Annotated in this window: 19 protein-coding genes; 1 reads left to right on the plus strand and 18 read right to left on the minus strand. The window is 72.1% G+C overall.

Annotation, left to right across the window (positions count from 1 at the left end; translation table 11 throughout):
- Positions 1–33 precede the first annotated feature (33 nt).
- Positions 34–639 (plus strand): cob(I)yrinic acid a,c-diamide adenosyltransferase, encoded by a 606-nt coding sequence (locus IN07_RS21265; RefSeq protein ID WP_036340152.1) that lies wholly within the window; start codon positions 34–36, stop codon positions 637–639.
- 82 nt (positions 640–721) lie between these two features.
- Here IN07_RS21265 and IN07_RS21270 read toward each other — a convergent pair whose 3' ends face one another.
- From IN07_RS21270 to rpmE, 18 genes are all read right to left on the minus strand, one after another.
- Positions 722–1,126 carry a DUF2550 domain-containing protein gene (locus IN07_RS21270; protein ID WP_036340155.1) on the minus strand — a complete coding sequence of 135 codons (405 nt, stop codon included), beginning with the start codon at positions 1,124–1,126 and terminating at the stop codon, positions 722–724.
- A gap of 50 nt (positions 1,127–1,176) precedes the next feature.
- Positions 1,177–1,566 carry a F0F1 ATP synthase subunit epsilon gene (locus IN07_RS21275; RefSeq protein ID WP_036340158.1) on the minus strand — a complete coding sequence of 130 codons (390 nt, stop codon included), beginning with the start codon at positions 1,564–1,566 and terminating at the stop codon, positions 1,177–1,179.
- A 210-nt stretch (positions 1,567–1,776) separates the two neighbouring features.
- Positions 1,777–2,019 carry a hypothetical protein gene (locus IN07_RS21280; RefSeq protein WP_036340160.1) on the minus strand — a complete coding sequence of 81 codons (243 nt, stop codon included), beginning with the start codon at positions 2,017–2,019 and terminating at the stop codon, positions 1,777–1,779.
- Between the two features lie 334 nt (positions 2,020–2,353).
- Entirely contained in the window at positions 2,354–3,799 is a 1,446-nt protein-coding gene (atpD, locus tag IN07_RS21285) for a F0F1 ATP synthase subunit beta (RefSeq protein ID WP_036340163.1), read from the minus strand.
- 90 nt (positions 3,800–3,889) lie between these two features.
- Entirely contained in the window at positions 3,890–4,858 is a 969-nt protein-coding gene (locus tag IN07_RS21290; RefSeq protein ID WP_036340166.1) for a F0F1 ATP synthase subunit gamma, read from the minus strand.
- 2 nt (positions 4,859–4,860) lie between these two features.
- Positions 4,861–6,498 (minus strand): F0F1 ATP synthase subunit alpha, encoded by a 1,638-nt coding sequence (atpA, locus tag IN07_RS21295; protein ID WP_036340168.1) that lies wholly within the window; start codon positions 6,496–6,498, stop codon positions 4,861–4,863.
- Between the two features lie 65 nt (positions 6,499–6,563).
- On the minus strand, positions 6,564–7,394 hold the full coding sequence (locus IN07_RS21300) for a F0F1 ATP synthase subunit delta (RefSeq protein WP_036340171.1): 831 nt from the start codon (positions 7,392–7,394) through the stop codon (positions 6,564–6,566).
- Positions 7,394–8,002: a F0F1 ATP synthase subunit B gene (locus IN07_RS21305; RefSeq protein WP_036340174.1), complete on the minus strand. Its 609-nt coding sequence runs from the start codon at positions 8,000–8,002 to the stop codon at positions 7,394–7,396. The genes IN07_RS21300 and IN07_RS21305 overlap by 1 nt, the downstream gene beginning before the upstream one ends.
- 55 nt (positions 8,003–8,057) lie before the next feature.
- Positions 8,058–8,288, minus strand: a complete 231-nt coding sequence (gene atpE / locus IN07_RS21310; protein WP_014377627.1) for an ATP synthase F0 subunit C — start codon at positions 8,286–8,288, stop codon at positions 8,058–8,060.
- 112 nt (positions 8,289–8,400) lie between these two features.
- Entirely contained in the window at positions 8,401–9,228 is an 828-nt protein-coding gene (atpB, locus tag IN07_RS21315) for a F0F1 ATP synthase subunit A (protein WP_036340177.1), read from the minus strand.
- A complete protein-coding gene (locus IN07_RS21320) occupies positions 9,225–9,470 on the minus strand; it encodes an AtpZ/AtpI family protein (RefSeq protein WP_231558512.1) in 246 nt (81 codons plus the stop codon). Before IN07_RS21320 ends, atpB begins: the two co-directional genes overlap by 4 nt.
- A 92-nt stretch (positions 9,471–9,562) precedes the next feature.
- Positions 9,563–10,033, minus strand: coding sequence for a hypothetical protein (locus IN07_RS21325; RefSeq protein WP_036340180.1), 471 nt, complete (start codon positions 10,031–10,033; stop codon positions 9,563–9,565).
- Positions 10,030–11,280, minus strand: coding sequence for a glycosyltransferase family 4 protein (locus IN07_RS21330; protein ID WP_036340183.1), 1,251 nt, complete (start codon positions 11,278–11,280; stop codon positions 10,030–10,032). The genes IN07_RS21325 and IN07_RS21330 overlap by 4 nt, the downstream gene beginning before the upstream one ends.
- Before the next feature lie 3 nt (positions 11,281–11,283).
- The gene (locus tag IN07_RS21335) at positions 11,284–12,591 is read right to left on the minus strand and encodes a serine hydroxymethyltransferase (RefSeq protein WP_036340186.1); all 1,308 of its coding nucleotides are present in this window, start codon (positions 12,589–12,591) and stop codon (positions 11,284–11,286) included.
- A 189-nt stretch (positions 12,592–12,780) separates the two neighbouring features.
- Positions 12,781–13,422 carry an L-threonylcarbamoyladenylate synthase gene (locus IN07_RS21340; RefSeq protein ID WP_036340189.1) on the minus strand — a complete coding sequence of 214 codons (642 nt, stop codon included), beginning with the start codon at positions 13,420–13,422 and terminating at the stop codon, positions 12,781–12,783.
- Between the two features lie 14 nt (positions 13,423–13,436).
- The gene (gene prmC / locus IN07_RS21345) at positions 13,437–14,318 is read right to left on the minus strand and encodes a peptide chain release factor N(5)-glutamine methyltransferase (RefSeq protein ID WP_036340192.1); all 882 of its coding nucleotides are present in this window, start codon (positions 14,316–14,318) and stop codon (positions 13,437–13,439) included.
- Positions 14,315–15,394, minus strand: coding sequence for a peptide chain release factor 1 (gene prfA, locus IN07_RS21350; RefSeq protein WP_036340194.1), 1,080 nt, complete (start codon positions 15,392–15,394; stop codon positions 14,315–14,317). Before prfA ends, prmC begins: the two co-directional genes overlap by 4 nt.
- 110 nt (positions 15,395–15,504) lie before the next feature.
- On the minus strand, positions 15,505–15,735 hold the full coding sequence (gene rpmE / locus IN07_RS25995; RefSeq protein WP_036340197.1) for a 50S ribosomal protein L31: 231 nt from the start codon (positions 15,733–15,735) through the stop codon (positions 15,505–15,507).
- Between the last annotated feature and the right edge of the window lie 142 nt (positions 15,736–15,877).

Raw genomic sequence — 15,877 nt, forward strand, 5'->3', positions numbered from 1 at the left:
CCCCGCCCCCCGGTCCGGCCTAGGCTCGCCCCCATGACCGTCCGGCTGACCCGCATCTACACCCGCACCGGTGACGCCGGGCAGACCCACCTCGGGGACATGTCCCGGGTGGCCAAGACCGATCCGCGGCTGGTGGCCTACGCCGACGTCGACGAGACGAACAGTGCGCTCGGGGTCGCCGTCGCGCTGGGCGGGCCGTCGGCCGAGGTCACCGAGCTGCTCCGCAGCGTGCAGAACGACCTCTTCGACGTCGGCGCCGACCTCTCCACCCCGATCCAGGAGGCGCCGGAGCACCCGCCGCTGCGGATCACCACCGCCTACACCGAGCGGCTGGAGGCGGCCTGCGACGCCGCCAACGCCGAGCTGCCCGCGCTCACCTCGTTCGTCCTCCCGGGGGGCACCCCGCTCGCCGCACTGCTCCACACGGCGCGGACGGTGGCCCGGCGGGCCGAGCGCAGCGTGTGGGCGTTGCTGACGGTCGATGCGGAGCGGACCAACGCCGAGACCGCCCGGTACCTCAACCGGCTCTCGGACCTGCTGTTCATCCTCGCCCGCGCCGCCAACCCCGACGGCGACGTGCTGTGGGAGCCCGGCGCCCACAGCGGCGTCCACGCCCAGCGCGCGGCTCGCGAGAGCTAGGACCACCCGAGCCGGGTGACGCGCTGGATCGGCCCTCCTGCAGGGGCCCACCGCGAGCGGTGGGGGCAGGAGGGTCCTTCGATCAGCGGTCGACCGGCGGAGCCGACTCGATCCAGGACAGGAACCCGGTCACCGTCGAGGAGTCCATCGCCAGCTCCTGCGGCCCCGCTCCGGTGCGGACGGTGAGGATCACGCTGTCGGCGGGCAGGGACAGGTCCTCAGCGGTCGGGCGACGCCGGGCGTCGACCTGGAACTGGGCGCGGCACAGGCGGCGGTTCGGCCGGACCGACAGCGACAACGCGCGGTACCAGAGCAGCATGTCGCCGGAGTACCAGGCCACGCCCACGGCCCACCGGGAGGTGCCGGGCGCACGCAGCCACATGGTGACCGCCCCCAGCCCGGAGAGCAGGAACCGCCGGCGCAGCAGGAACGCGGCGACCAGCGCGACCACCAACAGCCCGACGAGGACCAGGACGGCGGTGGTCACCGGGCGGGGCTCGTCGGCCGAGGGCGGGTCGAGAGTGACTCAGGCGGCGGTCAGGCGTCCTGGCCGGCGGCGCGGAGCCGGGACTGGGCCCGCCTCGCGGCGGCGACGGCCTCCGGGTCGTCGCTGTCCTGCTCCGCGCGGCGGAGCGCCTCGCGGGCCCGCTCCACGTCGATGTCGGTGGAGATCTCGGCGGTCTCGGCCAGGATGGAGACACCTCGCTCGGTCACCGAGAGGAAGCCACCGTGCGCGGCGACGACGAGGTCCTCCCCCGACTCCGTGCGGATCGTCACCACGCCGCCGGGAGCCAGCTCGCCCAGCAGTGGCGAGTGACCGGGCATGACACCGAGCTCACCCTCGGTCGTGCGGGCGATGACCATGCTGGCCTCACCGGACCAGAGCATCTTCTCCACGGCCACGAGCTCGACCTGCAGGGTCGCCACGTATGTCCTCCAGGGTCATCGACCGCCCGTGCCAGGCCGGTGATGCGGGCCGCCGGTCCGGACGGACGCGGCAGCGGGTCCCTGACACTGTACCGGCGGCCGGGCGCCGGTCCCGCCACAGGCTGCCGACCCTGCCGACGACCGCCCCGATCGGGGGAGCTCGGTCCCTCTGCCGACCACGTCGCGGGCCGGCGGGTGGTGGGGGTTCCGTCAGCAGACGGTGCGGCGGTAGACCACCGTCCAGCGCCCCAGCCGCAGCTGCGGGTGCCACACCACCGACGGCGGTGCCCACTCGGCCGTGTCGAACGGCTCGCCGTCCACGGGCAGCGGCGCGTACGGCGGCCAGCTCCACTCCAGGACGTCGCCCGGGGGCACCTGGCCGTCGGTCTCCTCGCGGCGTCCCGCCGCGGGCCCGCCGGAGACGGGGGGCAGGGTGGTGCGTCTGCTGTGCACGAGTGGTTCTCCTGTGCGTGACGCCCGCCGCTCGGACGTACCGGAACTCATGTTCGTCACCCGGCCGCACGAACTTGAGGCCCTGCGCTCCCGCCCACTCGAACGGATGGCGTGCCGGAGGCACAGCGGCGCCGCGCGCACGCAGACCGTCACGGCGTCCATCCCACGATCGGACGCCTGCCGCCGGAGGACGCCACGGCCAGGGACGGAACGGCCGGGAAACGCCACGGCCGGGCACCCCCGAAGGGATGCCCGGCCGTGGCGAGGTGCTGGAACGGCCCCCTCGCAGGGCCCCGTCGCGAACCTGCGAGCGGCGGGGGCGAGGGGTCCTTGCTCAGCTCTTCTTGAGCTTGTCGTAGTTCCGCTCGAGGTCCTCGAGGCCACCGCACATGAAGAAGGCCTGCTCCGGGACGTGGTCGTAGTCGCCGACCGTCAGCGCCTTGAAGGCCTCCAACGTCTCGGTGAGCGGGACGTAGGAACCGGGCTGCCCGGTGAACGCCTCGGCGACGAACATGTTCTGCGAGAGGAACCGCTCGATGCGACGGGCGCGGTTGACGGTGAGCTTGTCCTCTTCGCCGAGCTCGTCGATGCCGAGGATCGCGATGATGTCCTGCAGCTCCTGGTAACGCTGCAGGATCCGCTGGACCTCGCGGGCGGTGTCGTAGTGCTCCTGCCCGATGTACTGCGCGTCGAGGATCCGGCTGGTGGAGTCCAGCGGGTCGACGGCCGGGTAGATGCCCTTCTCCGAGATCGGCCGGGAGAGCACGGTCGTCGCGTCGAGGTGGGCGAACGTGGTGTGCGGCGCCGGGTCGGTGATGTCGTCGGCGGGCACGTAGATCGCCTGCAGCGAGGTGATGGACCGACCCCGGGTGGAGGTGATCCGCTCCTGGAGCGTGCCCATCTCGTCGGCCAGGGTCGGCTGGTAGCCCACCGCGGAGGGCATGCGCCCCAGCAGCGTGGAGACCTCGGAGCCGGCCTGGGTGAACCGGAAGATGTTGTCGATGAAGAGCAGCACGTCCTGGTCCTGCTCGTCGCGGAAGTACTCCGCCATCGTCAGGGCGGACAGCGCGACCCGGAGCCGGGTGCCCGGCGGCTCGTCCATCTGACCGAAGACCAGTGCGGTCGAGTTGATGACGCCGGACTCGGTCATCTCGGTGATGAGGTCGTTGCCCTCACGGGTGCGCTCGCCGACGCCGGCGAACACCGACACACCACCGAACTCCTGGGCGACGCGACGGATCATCTCCTGGATCAGCACCGTCTTGCCGACACCGGCACCGCCGAACAGGCCGATCTTCCCACCGCGGACGTAGGGGGTCAGCAGGTCGATGACCTTGATCCCCGTCTCCAGCAGCTCGGTGCGGCCTTCCAGCTGGTCGAACTTGGGCGCGTTGCGGTGGATCGACCAGTGCAGGGCGTCCTCGGCGTAACCCGGGGTGTCCAGGCACTCCCCCAGGGCGTTGAACACGTGGCCGGTCACCACGTCGCCGACGGGCACCATGATCGGGGACCCGGTGTCGCTCACCGGGGCACCGCGGACCAGACCGTCGGTCGGGGCCATCGAGATGGTGCGGACCACGTTGTCGCCCAGGTGCTGGGCGACCTCGAGGGTCAGCGTCTTGCCCAGGTCGGCGAGGGTGACCTCGACCTTGAGGGCGTTGAAGAGCTCGGGCATCGCGTCGCGGGGGAACTCGACGTCGACGACCGGGCCCGTGACCCGGACGACGCGGCCTGCGCCGACGGTCTCCTGGCTGGACGGACGTTCCTCGGTGACGGTCATCTGTGCTGCTCTCCTGCCCTCGGGCTCGGTGGTCTCGCGTCTTGATGGTCCCCGTCCGCGGCGGTCGGTGCCGCGGACGGGGCGGGTGGCTCAGTCGTCGGCGTTGGCCGACACGAGTGCGTCAGCACCGCCGACGATCTCGCTGATCTCCTGGGTGATCTCCGCCTGACGGGCCGCGTTGGCCTGCCGGGAGAGGTTCTTGGCCAGCTCCTCGGCGTTGTCCGACGCCGACTTCATCGCCCGGCGGCGCGACGCCGACTCCGAGGCGGCTGCCTCGAGCAGTGCCGCGTAGATCCGGGTGGTCACGTACTTCGGCAACAACGCGTCCAGCAGCTGCTCGGCCGACGGCTCGAACTCGTACGCCGGCGTGATGTCCGAGCTGCGCGACTCCTCGACCTGCGCGTCGCGGTCGTCCCGCAGCTCGTCGACCTCCTCCACGACCAGTGGCGCCATGCGGTTGGCCACCGGCACCTGGGAGAGCAGGGACCGGAACTCGGTGTAGACGATGTGCAGTTCGTCCACGCCGAGCACGTCGTCGGCACCAGCGCCGGTCTCGTCGTCGTCCTCACCAGCGGTGAAGGCGGCGATGAGGGTGCGGCCGATGTCCTGCGCGTTCTCGTAGCCGGGCTGCTCGGAGAACCCGCTCCAGGTCTCCTCCACGTCCCGGTCGCGGAACCGGTAGTACGTCTCGCCCTTGCGGCCGACGACGTACAGCAGCGGCTCCTTGCCCTCGTCGCGGAGCAGGGCGAGGAGCTCCTCGGTCCGCCGCAGCACGTTGACGTTGTACGAGCCGGCGAACCCACGGTCGGAGGTGACCACCAGGACGGCGACCCGCCGGGGGTTCTCCCGGTCGGTCAGCAGCGGGTGGTCCAGGCTCGCCGAGCCTGCCAGCGCCGACAGCACGCGGGTGATCTCCCGGGCATAGGGCTTGGAGGCCTCCACCCGGGCCTGGGCACGGACGATGCGCGCGGCAGCGATCAGCTCCTGGGCCGAGAAGATCTTCTTCGTCGACTGGGTGGAGCGGATCCGGCGGCGCAGCGCGCGGAGGGAACCAGCCATCGTCAGCCGGCCCGCTTGACCTGGACGGTCTCCTGGCCCCGCTCACGAGCGTCCATGGCCTCGGCCTCGGGCTCGTTGACCTGCAGCGACTCACCGTCGGAGGTCGTGAACCGACCGTAGAAGGTCTCGACCGCCGACTCGAGGCTGGCGATGGTGTCGTCCTCGAGCTTCTTCGAGCTCCGGATCGAGTCGAAGACGACGTTGTCGCCCCGGTCGACGAACTCCAGGAACTCCGACTCGAAGCGGCGGACGTCGGGCACCGGCACCTTGTCCAGCTTCCCGGTGGTGCCCAGCCACAGCGAGACGACCTCGCGCTCGACCGGGTACGGGGAGTACTGACCCTGCTTGAGCAGCTCGACCAGACGCTGACCCCGCTCCAGGGTCGCCCGGCTGGAGGCATCCAGGTCGGAGGAGAAGGAGGCGAAGGCCTCCAGCTCGCGGAACTGGGCCAGGTCCAGCCGCAGCCGACCGGCGACCGACTTCATCGCCTTGATCTGCGCCGAACCGCCCACCCGGGAGACCGACACACCGACGTTGATCGCCGGGCGGACACCGGAGTTGAAGAGGCCGGTCTCCAGGAAGATCTGGCCGTCGGTGATCGAGATGACGTTGGTCGGGATGTACGCCGAGACGTCGTTGCCCTTGGTCTCGATGAGCGGCAGACCGGTCATCGAGCCCGCACCCAGCTCGTCGTTGAGCTTCGCGCAACGCTCCAGCAGGCGGGAGTGCAAGTAGAAGACGTCGCCGGGGTAGGCCTCACGGCCCGGCGGGCGGCGCAGCAGCAGCGACACGGCGCGGTAGGCCTCGGCCTGCTTGGACAGGTCGTCGAACACGATCAGGACATGCTTGCCCTCGTACATCCAGTGCTGGCCGATGGCCGAGCCGGTGTAGGGGGCGATGTACTTGAAGCCGGCGGCCTCGGAGGCGGGGGCGGCGACGATGGTCGTGTACTCCATCGCGCCGGCGTCCTCGAGCGCGGCCTTGGTCGCCGCGATCGTCGACCCCTTCTGGCCGACCGCCACGTAGATGCAGCGCACCTGCTGGGCCGGGTCACCGGTCGCCCAGGCCTGCTTCTGGTTGATGATCGTGTCCAGCGCGATCGCCGACTTGCCGGTCTGCCGGTCGCCGATGATCAGCTGCCGCTGACCGCGACCGATCGGCGTCATGGCGTCGATGGCCTTGATGCCGGTCTGCATCGGCTCGTGCACCGACTGCCGCTGCACCACGGTCGGCGCCTGCAGCTCCAGGGCGCGCCGGGTGGTGGTCTCGATCGGGCTGCCGCCGTCGATGGCGTTGCCCAGCGGGTCGACGACCCGGCCGAGGAAGCCGTCGCCGACGGGGACCGAGAGGACCTCGCCGGTCCGGCGGACCGTCTGGCCCTCCTCGATGCCGGAGAAGTCACCCAGGATGACGACGCCGACCTCGCGCACGTCGAGGTTCAGGGCCAGGCCACGCACGCCGCCCTCGAACTCGAGCAGCTCGTTGGTCATGACCGAGGGCAGGCCCTCGACCCGGGCGATCCCGTCGCCGGACTCGGTGACGACCCCGACCTCTTCCCGGGAGACGTCCGGGGTGTAGTCGGTGACGTAGTTCTGGATGGCACTGCGGATCTCGTCCGCGGAGATCGTCAGCTCGGCCATGGCTCTGCGTCCTCTTCCTGCTGGTGTCTGTGGTGGTGCGGTGCGGCGGTGCCGGTCGAGCTGGTTCAGCCGGCGAGCCGCCGGCCGCTGGCCTCGAGTCGCGCAGCGATGCTGCCGTTGATGACCTCGTCGTCCACCCGGACGACCAGGCCACCGAGCACGTCGGGGTCGACTTGGACCTGCAGGCCCATCGTCCGCCCGTAGAGCCGGCCGAGCACGTCGATCAGCCGCTGCTCCTGCACGGCGGTCAACGGGACCGCCGAGGTCACGTGGGCGACCGAGCGCCCCCGGCGCCGGGCGGCCATCGTGGAGAGCCGCTCGACCTCGTTCTCCGGGTTGTGCACGTGCGAGCTGGTCAGTGCGTTCCGCACCAGCCGCTCGGTCACCGGGCTGACCCGACCGGAGAGCAGCCGGTCGAGGAGGGCGGTCTTGCCCTCCCGCGGCGCGGACCGGTCACCCAGGATGCGGGCGAGGTCGGCGTCGCCGGCCACGATGCGGCCGAAGCGGAACAGCTCGTCCTCGACCCCCTCCAGCTCGCCACGCGCGTCGGCGGCGTCCAGCGCCGCCTCGGTGCCGAGGGTCTCGGTGGCCTCCACGAGGTCCCGCGGGCGGGACCAGCGCTGCCGGGCGACCGTCTCGACGACCGACATCGTGTCGGCGCCGAGCTGGCCGGAGAGCAGCCGCCGAGTTAGGCCGGCGCGGTCGTCGGGCCGCACGGAGGCGTCCGACAGCGCGCGTCGCAGCGACGGCTGGCTGTCCAGCAGGTTCGCCACCGCGAAGAGCTCGTCGGCCAGGGTGAGCAGGACGTCACCGTGGTTGCGGCTGCGAGCCCCCTGGGACTTCTCCTGGAGGCTCGCCCGCGACTCCTCCATCGCGGCCCGGCTGGAGGCGTGCATCAGCGCTTGCCCTCGGGGACGTACACCGAGCTGCCGGTGTTGGCGCCATCCGCCGGCTGCACCGCGCCGTTCCCGGCGGGGTTGCTCGCGGCCATCTGGTCCAGCTCGTCGAGGAACCGGTCGACGGTCCCGCTGCGGCGGGCGTCGTCGGCCAGGGACTCGCCGACCACCCGGCCGGCCAGCTCGACGGCGAGGCTGCCGATCTGGCCACGCAGCTCGGCCACGACCTGCTGACGGGAGGCAGCGAGCTGCTCCTCGCCACGGGCCACGATCCGGGCCGACTCCTCCTGGGCCTGGGCGCGCAGCTGCTCGATGATCTGCTGCCCCTCGGCCCGGGCGGAGTCCCGGATCTGGGCGGCCTCGTTGCGGGCTTCAGCGAGCTGGGCCCGGTACTGCTCCAGCGCCGCCTTGGCCTCGGCCTGCATGGCCTCGGCCCGCTCGATCCCGCCCTCGATCGCAGCGCGCCGGGCCTGGAAGACCTGCTCGAACCGTGGCGCGACGAACTTGACCACCACGAACAGCAGGACCGCGAAGGCGATCAGGCCGACGATGATCTCGCCGAAGGGCGGGAGGAGCGGGTTCGCGCTCTCCGCAGCCAGGATGCTCATGCTCTCAACGTCCTCGTCTGGGTGTCAGTGACCGAACTCGTCCGACGAGTGCGGATCAGGTGCCGTAGACGAGGGGGGCGACGAAGCCGATCAGTGCCAGCGCCTCGGCCAGGGCGAAGCCCAGGAAGGCGTAGGTACGGGTCAGGCCGGCCGACTCGGGCTGACGTGCGGTGGCCTGGATGTAGGCGGCCCAGACGAGGCCCACACCGATGCCGGGGCCGATCGTGGCGATGCCGTAGCCGACCGAACCGATGCTGCCCTCGAGCTCTGCGAGTACCTCGATCATTGCGGGGTGTTCCTCCTGTGTCGTCGCCCGGCGGTCACCGGGCGGCTGGCGGGGTCCTGCGGGTGGTGCAGTTCATGGGAGCGGCCCGGCGTGCGGGCCACCGTGGTGCGGATCAGTGGGCCGCTTCGACGGAGCCGTTGAGGTAGGTGCCCATCAGCATCGTGAAGACGTAGGCCTGCAGGAAGATGACCAGCAGCTCGAAGAAGGTCATCACGATCGCCATCAGCGCGGAGATCGGCCCGAACACCGCCGAGAAGTTGCCGACCGACAGCAGGTAGGTGGCCCCGAGGGCGAACGTCACCAGCAGCATGTGGCCGGCGAACATGTTCGCGAAGAGCCGGATCGCCAGCGTGAACGGCCGCACGATGAAGTTCTGCAGCAGTTCCAGCGGCGTGATCAGCAGGTACATCGGCTTCGGCACGCCGGGCAGGAACATGATGTCCCGGAAGTAGGGCCACAGCCCCTGGTTCTTGATGCCGACCACGATGTAGACGACCCAGCAGATGAGCGCCAGCACCAGCGGGAAGGCGAACTTCGACATCGGCGAGATCTGGGCGAAGGGGATGATCGCCATCAGGTTGTTCGCCAGGATGAAGAAGAACAGCGAGGCGAGGAACGGGGCGAACGGAAGGCCCTTGGGGCCGACGACGTCCCGGGCGATCCCGTCGCGGATGAACGAGTAGCCGGTCTCGCCGATGAACTGCATCTTGCCGGGGACGATCTCCGGCTTGCGGACCGTGGCCACCAGGAAGGCGATCATGGCCAGCGTGGCCACCCAGGCGATGATCGTGATCCGGGTGATCTCGAAGCCGACACCCAGCACGGAGAAGCTGGTCAGAACCTCGGGGTAGAACTCACCGATGCCCGGGGGCGTGAAGCCGCCGCCGGGGTCGCTCTCCACAGCGAGCACGTCGCCGAGCGCGTGGGCGCTGGAGGTCACCGTTGTCCCTTCTGCGTCCTGGGCCGGCTCCGTCGTCCGCCCGGGGGGTGTCCGGCGTCCCGCCCGGGGGCCGGGTCGGGTTCGCCGTATGTCTTGACCACCACGTAGATGGCCACTGCCACGCCGAGGATGATCCCGACCGGGAAGAACACTCGCGTGTCCAGCCACTGGTCGATCAGCCACCCGACCCCGCCCCACACCGCCATCCCGGACAGGAGCGTCCCGGTGACCGCCCAGCCCATGTCGGCCCCGCTGGGCTGACGAGCTGCACGCGCAGGTCGTGGTCGGGCGCCCCCAGGTTCGGAGGTGTCCTCGGCCATCGCTTCGGACACTATCAGCCGCGCGGTGCCGGGTTTTCCGGGGAACGCTGCTGCTCCCCCGGTGGGGTCGGCGGTGGCACGTAGAACAACTGGCGGGTCCAGACCCAGCGCAGCTGCACACCGCTCCACAGCAGCGCGCCGGCGACCACCGTCCAGGCCAGCACCTGCCGGTCCGGCCACCCGTCGGCCGGCAGGCCGGTCAGCAGCGGGAAGAGCACCAGCGCCTTGAGCCCGAACGTGCCCAGCGCGGCCGGCATCGTCCAGGTGTCGTCCACCTTGCCGGCCCACGCGACGACCAGTCCGGAGACGCAGAAGAACGCCGTCACGACGGTCGCACCGATGACGACGGTCAGCGCATCCGCCCAGCTCAGGGCCACCCCGACGGCGAGGGCAGCCACCACGGTCACCACCGCGGTGACCAGCAGCCCGATCCGTAGGAAGGACAGGTCCCAGGGTGCGTCCCCGGTCGCCCGGGCGCCGCTCATCGGCGCACCCCGGCCGGGGTGGACGGCGCGACCGGGGTCGGGGGGCGCGTCGCCCCGGCGCCGTCCCGGACGGCACGGCTGGCGGGGTGCGCGGCGCGGCTGCGCTCCTTCATCGCCGCGAGCTCGGCCTCACGGGCCGCGATCGCCGCCCGGCGGGCGCGTGGGCTCAGCACCACGACCACGCCCACCACCAGCAGCGCACCCACGATGACCAGGACCTCGACGGTGCCACCGGTGATGGACAGGGCGACGGCGCCGAAGCTGAGCAGCGCGGCCCAGAAGTACATGATCAGCACCGCCCGGCGGTGCGAGTGTCCGATCGACAGCAGCCGGTGGTGCAGGTGCATCTTGTCCGGACTGAACGGCGACCGGCCCCGCCGGGTGCGGCGCACCACGGCCATCAGCAGGTCGATGAACGGGATGAAGAGCACCGCGATCGGCACGAGCAGCGGCAGGGTCAGGGGCAGCAGGCTGGCCGCCGAGCCGAGGGTCTGGGAGTCGGTCTGCCCGGTGGCCGAGACCGCGGCGGCCGACAGCATCAGCCCGACCAGCATCGAGCCGGAGTCGCCCATGAAGATCCGGGCCGGGCTGAAGTTGTGCGGCAAGAAGCCCAGACAGGATCCCGCCAGCACGGCGGTGATCAGCGCCGGTGCGCTGGCGACGTCGTCGAAGCCGACCAGCCCCAGGTGGTAGCTGTAGGCGAAGAAGGCCAGGGCGGCGATCGCCGAGACGCCGGCCGCCAGCCCGTCCAGCCCGTCGATGAAGTTCAGCGCGTTGACCGTCAGGACGGTCAGCAGGATCGTCGCCGGCACCCCGACGTCCGGGCCCAGGGAGAGGGTGCCGATGTCGGCGACCGGCAGGAACACGTAGGCCAGCTGCACGCCGAGCAGCACCATGACCCCGGCCGCGGCGATCTGACCGGTCAGCTTGGTGAGCGCGTCCAGGCCGAACCGGTCGTCGAGCACCCCCAGCGCGCAGATCAGCCCGCCGGCGACCAGGACGGCGATCGTCTGGGTGCTGAACTCGAAGCTGCGCTGCAGCGACGGCAGCTGCGAGGCGACCAGGACGCCGGCCGCGACGCCGAGGTACATCGCCACTCCCCCGCCCCGCGGGGTCGGGATGACGTGCACGTCGCGGTCACGGACCGCCGCCATCACCCGGAACCGGACCGCCGCCACCCGCACCACCGGCGTGGCCAGGAAGGTGACCAGCGCCGCGGCGAGGAGGACGACGGCGTACTCGCGCACGGCTCAGCCGACGCGCGTGGGCTCGGGATAGGCAGGGTGGGCGCCGACCAGCTCGCGCACCCCGGCCGCGACCTCGGTCGTCCGGGAGCCGTCGGCGTCCCGGATCGCGGTGCCGATGAGCGAGGCGATCGACTTCATGTCGTCCTCCACCATGCCCTGCGTGGTGACCGAGGGGCTGCCGACCCGGACCCCGGAGGCGACCGAGGCCGGCTGTGGGTCGAAGGGGATGGCGTTCTTGTTCAGCACGATGCCGGCCGCGTCGCAGCGGGCCTCGGCGACCTTGCCGGTGACCGGCTCGCCGGCGGTGTCGGTGACCTCGCGCAGGTCCAGCAGCGCCAGGTGGGTGTCGGTGCCACCGGCGACCGGCCGCAGGCCCTCGGCGGCCAGGCCCTCGGTGAGCGCCTGGGCGTTGGTGATCACCTGGCGGGCGTAGGCCTGGTACTCGGGCTGCAGGCACTCCTTGAGGTTCACCGCCTTGGCCGCGATGGCGTGCATGAGCGGGCCGCCCTGCATCATCGGGAAGGCCGACTTGTCGATGGCCTTGGCGTGCTCGGCCTTGCAGACGATGGCCCCGCCACGAGGGCCGCGCAGCACCTTGTGCGTGGTGAAGGTGACGACGTCGGCGTAGGGCACCGGCGAGGGGATCGACTTGCCGGCCACCAGGCCGATGAAGTGGGCCGCGTCGACCATGAAGACCGCGCCGACCTCGTCGGCGATCTCCCGGAAGGCGGCGAAGTCGATCAGCCGCGGGATCGCCGAGCCGCCGGCCACGATCAGCTTGGGCCGGTGCTCGCGGGCGAGGTCACGGACCTGGTCGTAGTCGATGTGCTCGGTACCAGCGTCGACCCCGTACTGGACGGCGTTGAACCACTTGCCGGAGAAGGAGACCTTGGTGCCGTGGGTGAGGTGCCCGCCGTGCGGCAGCGCCATGCCCAGCAGCGTGTCGCCGGGCTGCAGGAAGGCACCGTAGGCCGCCAGGTTCGCGCTGGCACCGGAGTGCGGCTGCAGGTTGACGTGCTCTGCGCCGAACAGCTCCTTGCCCCGGGCGATGCCGATCTCCTCGGCCCGGTCGACGACCTCGCAGCCGCCGTAGTACCGACGCCCCGGGTAGCCCTCGGCGTACTTGTTCGACAGCGTGCTCCCCAGCGCGGCCAGGACGGCGGGGCTGGTGAAGTTCTCGCTGGCGATCAGCTGCAGGCCGCCCCGCAGCCGGTCGAGCTCGTCGAGGACGACGCCGGAGATCTCCGGGTCGAAGTCGGCCAGGGCGTCGAAGTCCGGGCCCCAGTAGGGGGTGGTGGCCGGGGTGCTCATCGCGGGTGCACTCCTGCTGCTCGGTGCGGGTGCCCGCGTGCACTCGTCGATGAGGGGCGCGCGGCTGTCGCACCACGGTATCGCTGTGGCCTGGCGATGCTCCGCATCGCACCGCGGCCGGCCGCCGATCCTCGTGCGGTGAGTCGCCCGGGACGGCCGTCGGACGCGGTGCGGCCCGGAGGGCGCCGGTCAGTCGGTGATGTCGGGGACGACCTCGCGCAGCTGCTCCAGCCCGATGACCCCCAGGCGCAGCACCCGGGGGGTGGGGGCCGTGCAGTCGACGATCGTGCTGGGCGCCGATCCGGTGCGCGGTCCCCCGTCCAGGACCACCGCCGCGTGCTCGCCCAGCTGGTAGGCCGCCTCCGCCGCGGTCGTGCCGGCCGGACGGCCGGAGCGGTTGGCGCTGGAGACCGCCAGCGGGCCGGTGCGCCGCAGCAGGTCCCGGGTGACGTCGTCGTCCGGCAGCCGGACGGCGACCGTCCCCTCGGCGTCCCCGAGGTCCCACGCCAGCGACGGTGCGTGCTCCACCACCAGGGTCAGCCCCCCGGGCCAGAAGGCCGCGGCCAGCTCGTGGGCCACCTGGGGCACGGTGACGACCAGACCGGCCAGCGTGGACGCCTCCCCCACCAGCACCGGGACGGGCATGTTGCGGCCCCGGTTCTTGGCCGCCAGCAGCCGGGTGACGGCGCCCGGGGTGAAGGCGTCGGCGGCCACCCCGTAGACGGTGTCGGTCGGGAGCAGGACGAGCTCACCACGGGACAGCGCCATGGCGGCAGCGGTCAGTCCTGCCTCGCGCTGGTCAGGGTCACTGCAGTCGAAGACGTCGGCCACGGCTCGGGAGTCTGTCACTGCCCCCGCGGGGACGACCGGGCGGTCGTGTAGCGCGGCCGGTCGGCGAGGTCACGGTGGTCGGCGACGTCGGCCCACCGGCCGTGGGCCCGGACCAGCGCCGGCAGCGCACTCCCCTGCTGATCGGCGTGCTCGATGCCCAGCCAGCCGCCGGGGCGCAGCAGGCGGGCGGCGGTGCTCAGCATCCCGCGGACGACGTCGAGCCCGTCCGGCCCGCCCCACAGCGCCAGCGGCGGGTCGTGCTCGGTGACCTCCCGGGGCAACCGGGCACCGTCGGGCACGTAGGGCGGGTTGGAGACGACGACGTCCACGGCGCCGTCCAGCTCGGACAGCAGCGCCGGGTCGGTCATGTCGCCGGCCAGCACCTCGACGGGGGTGTCACCGGCAGCGGCGCGGGCCGCGGCGTTGTGCCGGGTCCACTCGATCGCCGCGGCGTCCCGCTCGACGGCCACGACCCGGGCGCCGGGGTGCTCGTTGGCCACCGAGAGCGCTATCGCACCGGAGCCCGCTCCCAGGTCGACGACGGTGGGCGCGGCCAGCCCGGCGATCCTGGTCAACACCCAGCCGGCGAGGAGCTCGGTCTCCGGCCGGGGCACGAAGACCCCGGGACCGACCGACAGCTCGAGGTGCCGGAAGGGTGCGGTCCCGGTGAGGTGCTGCAGCGGGACCCGGACGGCGCGCTCCTCGACCAGAGCGGCGTACCGGGCTGCCTGCTCGCCGGGGACCTCGCCGAGGGTCAGCAGCGCCGTGCGCGTGACCCCGAGGACGGCGGCCAGCAGCAGCTCGGCGTCCACCCGGGGCGACTCCACGCCGGCCGCGGCGAGCCGCCGGACGGCGTCGCCGAGCAGCGCCCGGCCGGTCGACGGGGTGGCGCTCAGGAGCCGACCGCCAGCAGCTCGGCGGTCGCGGCCGCGGTCAGCGCGTCCAGGACCGGGTCGAGGTCGCCGTCCAGCACCTGGTCGAGGTTGTGCGCCTTGAAGCCGACCCGGTGGTCGGCGATGCGGTTCTCCGCGAAGTTGTAGGTGCGCACCCGCTCGCTGCGGTCGACCGTCCGCACCTGGCTGCGCCGCTGGTCCGACGCGGTGGCGGCGGCTTCCTCCCGCGCGGCGGCGAGCAGCCGGGAACGCAGCACCCGCAGGGCGGACTCACGGTTCTGCAGCTGGCTCTTCTCGTTCTGCGAGCTCACCACGATCCCGGAGGGCAGGTGCGTGATCCGCACCGCGGAGTCGGTGGTGTTGACGCTCTGCCCGCCGGGCCCGGAGGAGCGGAAGACGTCGATCCGCAGCTCGTTCGGGTCGACGCTGACGTCGACCTCCTCGGCCTCGGGGAGCACGAGCACCCCGGCCGCCGAGGTGTGGATCCGGCCCTGGGACTCGGTGACCGGGACCCGCTGGACGCGGTGCACGCCGGCCTCGAACTTCAGCCGGGCGAAGATGCCCTCGTCGGTCCGCGACTTGATCGCCACGGCGACGTCCTTGTACCCGCCCAGCTCCGCCGGGACGGCGTCCAGGACCTCGGTCGCCCAGCCGCGCCGCTCGGCGTAGCGCAGGTACATCCGCAGCAGGTCACCGGCGAACAGCGCCGACTCCGCCCCGCCCTCCCCGGCCTTGATCTCGAGGATGACGTCCTTGTCGTCGTCGGGGTCCTTGGGCAGCAGCAGCTCGGTGAGCCGGCCGGTCAGCTCCCCGACGCGCCCCGTCAGCTCGTCGGCCTCCGCGGCGAAGGAGGCGTCCTCCCCGGCGAGCTCGCGGGCGGCGGCGAGGTCGTCCGTCGCGGCGTCGAGCAGGCGCGCGGTCTCCACGACCGGGGCGAGCTGGGCATACCGCCGGCCCAGCCGGCGGGCCCGGGCGGCATCGCCGTGCACCGCCGGGTCGGCGAGCTCGGCCTCGAGCTCGCGGTGCTCGGCGAGCAGGCCGGCGAGCCGGTCGCTGCCGGCTCCGGTGCTGCTGCTCACGGGCACTCCTCTGGGTCTTCGGTCCCGACAGGCCGCGGGTGGGTGAGGCGGACATGACGACGGCGCCCGTGCCGCCCTGGTGCAGGGCGGCGCGGGCGCCGTCGGGGGTGCTACTTGTCGGCGGGAGTGCCGGCAGCGCGCTTGCCGAACCGCTTCTCGAAGCGGGCGACGCGGCCACCGGTGTCCAGGATCTTCTGCTTGCCGGTGTAGAAGGGGTGGCACGCCGAGCAGACCTCGACGGTCAGCTGACCGGACGGCGAGGTGCTGCGGGTGGTGAACGTGTTACCGCAACCACAGGTCACCTCGGTGACGTTGTACTGCGGGTGGATGTCGGCCTTCATGCCGGTACACCCTCTCTCTGGTCTCGTGGTCTGCTGGTCTGTCTGCTGGTCATGACACCGTCGGGGAACTGGGCGACCCCTGACGGCGGAGGCTCGATCGCCCAGTGTACGGCCCCCCTGCCGGGGCCCCCCCCGGGGCGGG

It is taken from the genome of Modestobacter caceresii, assembly GCF_000761485.1.
In the GTDB taxonomy this organism is placed as follows: domain Bacteria; phylum Actinomycetota; class Actinomycetes; order Mycobacteriales; family Geodermatophilaceae; genus Modestobacter; species Modestobacter caceresii.

Bases quoted from the DNA above. Each gene is read 5' to 3' on its own strand.
- IN07_RS21300 (WP_036340171.1), bottom strand. From the start codon at position 7,394: ATGCACGCCTCCAGCCGGGCCGCGATGGAGGAGTCGCGGGCGAGCCTC.
- atpA (WP_036340168.1), bottom strand. From the start codon at position 6,498: ATGGCCGAGCTGACGATCTCCGCGGACGAGATCCGCAGTGCCATCCAG.
- IN07_RS21305 (WP_036340174.1), bottom strand. From the start codon at position 8,002: ATGAGCATCCTGGCTGCGGAGAGCGCGAACCCGCTCCTCCCGCCCTTC.
- atpD (WP_036340163.1), bottom strand. From the start codon at position 3,799: ATGACCGTCACCGAGGAACGTCCGTCCAGCCAGGAGACCGTCGGCGCA.
- IN07_RS21335 (WP_036340186.1), bottom strand. From the start codon at position 12,591: ATGAGCACCCCGGCCACCACCCCCTACTGGGGCCCGGACTTCGACGCC.
- IN07_RS21265 (WP_036340152.1), top strand. From the start codon at position 34: ATGACCGTCCGGCTGACCCGCATCTACACCCGCACCGGTGACGCCGGG.
- IN07_RS21320 (WP_231558512.1), bottom strand. From the start codon at position 9,470: ATGGGCTGGGCGGTCACCGGGACGCTCCTGTCCGGGATGGCGGTGTGG.
- IN07_RS21290 (WP_036340166.1), bottom strand. From the start codon at position 4,858: ATGGCTGGTTCCCTCCGCGCGCTGCGCCGCCGGATCCGCTCCACCCAG.
- atpE (WP_014377627.1), bottom strand. From the start codon at position 8,288: ATGATCGAGGTACTCGCAGAGCTCGAGGGCAGCATCGGTTCGGTCGGC.
- rpmE (WP_036340197.1), bottom strand. From the start codon at position 15,735: ATGAAGGCCGACATCCACCCGCAGTACAACGTCACCGAGGTGACCTGT.
- IN07_RS21325 (WP_036340180.1), bottom strand. From the start codon at position 10,033: ATGAGCGGCGCCCGGGCGACCGGGGACGCACCCTGGGACCTGTCCTTC.